General features: G+C 27.5%; 5 protein-coding genes. All 5 read left to right on the top strand.

Annotated elements, in window-relative coordinates; translation table 11 throughout:
- The first annotated feature begins 137 nt into the window (after positions 1 to 137).
- The 5 genes from HGB55_RS14350 (at position 138) to HGB55_RS14330 (ending at position 4,926) form a co-directional block, all read left to right on the top strand.
- Positions 138 to 695: a hypothetical protein gene (locus HGB55_RS14350; RefSeq protein WP_168817670.1), complete on the top strand. Its 558-nt coding sequence runs from the start codon at positions 138 to 140 to the stop codon at positions 693 to 695.
- 126 nt (positions 696 to 821) lie between these two features.
- On the top strand, positions 822 to 1,676 hold the full coding sequence (locus HGB55_RS14345) for a hypothetical protein (protein WP_168817668.1): 855 nt from the start codon (positions 822 to 824) through the stop codon (positions 1,674 to 1,676).
- A 151-nt stretch (positions 1,677 to 1,827) separates the two neighbouring features.
- Positions 1,828 to 2,532 carry an SIMPL domain-containing protein gene (locus HGB55_RS14340; RefSeq protein ID WP_168817666.1) on the top strand — a complete coding sequence of 235 codons (705 nt, stop codon included), beginning with the start codon at positions 1,828 to 1,830 and terminating at the stop codon, positions 2,530 to 2,532.
- A gap of 230 nt (positions 2,533 to 2,762) precedes the next feature.
- On the top strand, positions 2,763 to 4,454 hold the full coding sequence (locus HGB55_RS14335; protein WP_168817664.1) for a hypothetical protein: 1,692 nt from the start codon (positions 2,763 to 2,765) through the stop codon (positions 4,452 to 4,454).
- On the top strand, positions 4,423 to 4,926 hold the full coding sequence (locus HGB55_RS14330; RefSeq protein WP_168817662.1) for a hypothetical protein: 504 nt from the start codon (positions 4,423 to 4,425) through the stop codon (positions 4,924 to 4,926). The genes HGB55_RS14335 and HGB55_RS14330 overlap by 32 nt, the downstream gene beginning before the upstream one ends.
- The last annotated feature ends 575 nt before the right edge of the window (positions 4,927 to 5,501 follow it).

Here is a 5,501-nt window from a genome sequence, read left to right as displayed (position 1 = left end):
TAACAATGGCTATATTGCATTGTGGCGGATTTTCTTTTTCGGAAAATCCTCGTATATTTACTAAACTAATTGCTATGGCGGAAAAATCTTGCGATTTTTCCACAACGACAACATAGCCTAAACCGTTGGGTACAATTATGAAAAAGAAACTTCTAACAATCTTTTTAATCATATTTACAATTCTTCTATACGGACAGAATAAGATAAAAGGACAATTAATTGACCCATATGGAGAAATAGGATTTTCAGAAATAAAAGTAAATAACGAAAAAATTCAATTTGATTTTGATAGTGGAAAATTTGAAATAGAAACTTCAAAAAATGAAAATATTGAAATTGATTTCACACTTCCTGGATATTTTAAATTAAAATATATTATTGAGTCTAAAAATGAAATGATTGATTTGGATAAAGTTCATTTAATCGAGTGTGAAAATTGGTTACACGGACCTAAAAAAGGAATTATTAAAGATAAATCTGATTCTGGAGTAATTGAGTCTGAAAGAAAAATTAGAAACTGGAAATTACACGGAATTTCAAAATTTTATAATAAATCTGGAGAATTAACTCAAAGAATACTTTTCAAAAAGAATAAACCTATAAAGATTTATATTCTAGAAAATGGAATTATGAAAAAACTAAAATTTGAGTTTGATGAAAAGAATAAAATAATAACTGTACCCAACAACTCATAAAATTTATGCTTAAATTTGAACTAGTACGAACCGACAAACATTCAACTAACGATTTGCTACAACCGAAAAATCTCCGATTTTCCAGTCGCACAAATCTTATAAAAACCCGTTGGCATTAATTAGAAAATGAACGAACAGATAACCGTCACAATAACTCAAAAAGTAATTGACTCATTGCCTAAAACGGTTACTGATACTTTAGCTAATAAAGTTCCGAACCCGATTCAAGTTGAATTAATTGAAAATTCTGATAAAATTGATTGGAATGTTTGGTTTCTACTTATTGCTGTTCTGACTTTAATTACTGCTGTAATTATTCCATTTGCTCAAAAAAAGTACGAGGAACGAAAATCAAAATTCGGATTTCATCTTTATGTAAAAAAGAAACTCGGAATTGTATGGAATTTACTGACCTATGACAAATTAGAGTATAAACAGCCAAAGTCAGCGGAAAAAATGGACGATGAACTTCTGACTTTCGATAAATTGATTTACAAATTCGAAAAAGATTTTAAGGAAAATAAAAATACTATTCACCCACTATTCGCTTTTGGAATAATTTTTAATTTACAGAATTTGCTTTTTACAGTGAAACGCATACAATATTCATTGAATACAATTGACATCAAAAATCTTGATGAAAAGACTTTAGAGTTTGGAGACAAGCTATCCAAATCTGAACATCATAAACTAAATGGATTATATCTTTTAATCGAGCATTATTTCTCAATAACAAGCTTTCACGATAAATTTGATTCTTTGAAATCGATTAAACGAAAAGAAAAAGATTCAAAGTGGATAGGTTTTGAAGTAGATAAAAAAGTTCTCAAAAAACAAAAGTGGATTTTAGAAGATTTGGAATATTTGCGAGAAAACGAATTAAGTATAGACGAAATATTAAAAATGAATAAGCTTCTGATTCAAGAATTGAAGTCCTATTTTGAATTTAAAAAACTGAACAAAAAGCGAAAAAATAACTAATGCCAACACCGTGTATAATTCATTGCTAGTACTCGCCTACTTACGAAAATCCTCGCGGATTTTCTATTCGGTTAGTATTTGCTAAATTAGTTGCTGAAACACGCAACGAAATCATACACAAACACGTTGTACAACATATAAAAACGAACATATGAAAAAGCTAATTATCAGAGTTTTGACAATATTATTTATTTCAAATATTGGATTTTCACAAACTAAAAACTTTATTGATCAACCTTATGTTGAAACAAGTGCAAAAGTTGACACTTTAGTAACTCCAGATAGAATATTTTTAACAATATTGATAACTGAAAAAGATACTAAAGGAAAAATATCAGTTGAGGAACTTGAAAATAATATGGCAGAGAAATTAAAATTGTTAGGAATTGATTTAGAAAAACAATTATTTCTATCTGATTTATCAAGTAATTTCAAAAAATACTTCTTGAGACAACAAGATGTTTTAAAAAGCAAAGCTTTTTCTCTACTAGTTTACGATGCGATGACCGCCGGAAAAATAATTATGGAATTAGAAAATATTAATATTTCAAATGTACTTCTTGAAAAAACTGAATATTCTAAGATTGAAAATTTGAAACTTGAATTAAAATCTAAAGCAATTAAAAAAGCTAAATTAAATGCTATTTCAATGACAAGTCCATTAAATCAAAAGATTGGAAATGCAATTTTCATCTCAGATTTAGGAAATATTTCTAATCAATTACAAGGCAGAGTTTCAGGATTACAAATAAGAGGAATGAGTAGTTTAAATGAAACTAAATTCAAACCGATTGATATAGAATTTGAGAAAATTAAAGTTGAAAGTGAAGTAATCGTTAAATTTAAATTAGAGTAATATACGTTGTACAACACTGTATAAAATTTATGCTTAAATTTAAACTAAAATTGAAACGATTAACATATTAATAAACCGATTTGTAACGTCCGAAAATCCTACGGATTTTAGGTCGCACAAATCTTATACAAACCCGTTGTGGTTTATATTACTACAGATACAAATACAAGAAAAATTGTAACTTGTTTAAAATATTAAAAATTAAATATTAATACTAAAATTTAAACACTATGAAAAAAATGAAAAATTATTTGATATTTGGAATTTTAATTTCTTTAATAAGTTGTCAACAGAATGATGAATTTAATATAAATGAAAATTCTTTCAACCAAAATAAATATATCTCAAAAAAAATCACATTACAAGAAATCAAGCAAAATAACAATCTAGCACCATTCATCAAAAATATAAAATCAAATGACAATCTATCATTTACTATTTTAACTGATGAAATAATTCAGATAGTTACAGACTCTACCGAAGTTTATACTTTTAGACTTGAAAATCCAACTGTACCTGATTCTGATTTTGAAAATTTTGTTATTGAAAAAGTTAATAGCAATGATTATGTATATTATCTTTATAGATATAAAAAAGTAGACATAAATGAAAATAATCAGATGAGTTATCTTTTTTCAAAACAAATTATTGATGTTGATAACAGTCAAATTTATCAAGAGGGTTTTAAAAAGGATTATTGGGCTTCAATTGATTGTTGGGTATATCTAAGTTATGATTCAAATGGAATTCTTACCATTGAAATTCTCGAATGTGGAGGTGGAGGAGGTGGAGATGGTGGTGGAGAAAATGATACTACTGGAGGAGAAACTGATACTACCGGAGGAGAAACTGATACTACCGGAGGCGAAAGTTGGGATTCCACAGGTGATGATATAACAGGAGGAGGTTCTTCTCCTAGTACCGGAGAGGGTACAACTAGTTCTGGAAGTACTACTTCTCCTGTAGGAGTTATACCAAGTCCTACAGCAGTTATGCTTGAAACTTTTTTTGAAAACCTGACCACTAAGCAAAAAGAATGTTTAAAATCTCAATCAGGAATAAATCTACATAATCAAATTAAAACTTTTTTAATAGATAATTTTGATCCAAATACTGATGACACTTATGCCCAAAAAGCTAATGTTTCATCTAGAGTTTCAGGGTTAGAATCTAACAGTTTTACTTTTGATGATGCCCAAAATTTCGCTAAATTAGTCCTTGATAATTGTGGGGCTGAAGTGGATTATGTGAATAAAATTATTGATAACCTTACTGGTAAAGCTGATTGTGTATATAAAAAATTACAAAATAATAGTCTTCTATCTAAAACATTAGAAAAATTTATTGGAGAAAAAACGCCTGTACATTTGATATTGAATGATAAATCAAACCTAAGGGTTGATGATGATGATCCAACTAGTTCTTTAGTCAATGGAAAAACTTATTATGGAAGTTCTTTTTATATTACTATAACTCTAAATACAGAACAATCCAATAATAGACCTTCATTAGCTGTAGTTAGAACTATTTTACACGAAGCCATTCACGCCGAAATATTTAGAAAAATAAAAACCAATTCTGGTATTTTATATAGTAATGGAATATGGAAATTACCTGATGGTTCTCGTGCTGATTATCCTTCGCTATTTGATGCTTACAATGAAGATCCAAAAAATCCATATCATAATTATATGGCTAAATACTATAGAGAGGCAATAATCTCTGGATTAAAAGAATATGCAATACAAATAGGAGAAACTCATTCAGACCAATTTTATGAAGATATGGCTTGGAACGGTTTATTAGATACAAAAGAATGGGATAGAAGATTTGCTGACCCAAACTATGCTAATGAGGAGAAGTCAAGAATAAGAAATGTAATTTATAATTATGAAAAATCAAATACAAATGAATGCCAATAATTTTTTTTTAATCCTTTTTCTATTGCACTCTACATTGTCTTTTTCACAAAAGCAAGTTGACGTCTTTTTTGTTTTAGAAAAAGAAAATACTGATTACTTATTTACTGGTAATCTTGATGAAAACATAAATTATATTACTCTGTTTAATAGAAAAGACTATGAGTTTCATAGAAAAAAGGTAATTGAAGCTAAAAAAGAAGGGAAATATTTTTTTGATAAAGAAAGTGGTACAGATAATCTTAATATAAATGTTTCTAAATTAACTTTTGAAATTATCTCAAGTAAAAAAATAGAGTTAACAAATTGTAATTTGAACAACTTAAAGCTAGTTAATTATAAGTGGTTAAATGAAAATAGTTGGAAAAAAATAGCAAAACAACCTTATGATTATAAAAACATCTACTTTCTTTATAAAATAAAAGAAAATGTATATAAATCATACAAGGTTGGTTTAACCCTAGTAGCATATTAATACAAACCACAACAATGGCTATAGCAAATGTGAGGTTTCAAGTTAGAAAGAAATTTAAATTATAAAAACATCCTATTTTTTGTTTGAAAAATTCTACACTAAATCTCGCACTTGCCATAGCCTAACCCGTTAGCTAAAATAACGTGAGAAGAACTCGGCTGAGAAATTTTTCTTCATAATTTATGATTTACTAAAGCTGAAAATTAATTCGATTTTGAGCATTATTCCGGAATGAGTTTTTGATCTATTTTTCTTCTAAAACTAAATTTCTGCTACGGCTGAGAAATCTCTGAGAACTCTTCTCTCCTATTTTATCATTCTGCTAAATTGAGAAAATTTATGAGTTGAATCCGTTAAATTGATTTGATTTTCGTTTCGTGGGAGTTTTTCTCTTATTTTTAGTTTTTAAGCTAATTTTCTACTAAACTGAAAAATTCTCAGCGATTGCTTTTTTAGATAATTCGTTTTCTTTTTATAATTAATCCTAAACTTGATAAATAAAACTCAAAAGATTGATTTTCTGATTGTTTTAGTTACTATTCTTAATTCTTACTAATTGAAAAATTGAATTTTAA

Source organism: Lutibacter sp. B1 (genome assembly GCF_012524075.1).
In the GTDB taxonomy this organism is placed as follows: domain Bacteria; phylum Bacteroidota; class Bacteroidia; order Flavobacteriales; family Flavobacteriaceae; genus Lutibacter.
Note: the sequence above shows the minus strand (reverse complement) of the source record. Positions and strands in the feature narration are given on the sequence as shown.

Excerpts from the sequence above, each read along its gene's own strand:
- HGB55_RS14350 (WP_168817670.1), top strand. The coding sequence starts at position 138 with ATGAAAAAGAAACTTCTAACAATCTTTTTAATCATATTTACAATTCTT.
- HGB55_RS14345 (WP_168817668.1), top strand. The coding sequence starts at position 822 with ATGAACGAACAGATAACCGTCACAATAACTCAAAAAGTAATTGACTCA.
- HGB55_RS14340 (WP_168817666.1), top strand. The coding sequence starts at position 1,828 with ATGAAAAAGCTAATTATCAGAGTTTTGACAATATTATTTATTTCAAAT.
- HGB55_RS14335 (WP_168817664.1), top strand. The coding sequence starts at position 2,763 with ATGAAAAAAATGAAAAATTATTTGATATTTGGAATTTTAATTTCTTTA.
- HGB55_RS14330 (WP_168817662.1), top strand. The coding sequence starts at position 4,423 with ATGAAAAATCAAATACAAATGAATGCCAATAATTTTTTTTTAATCCTT.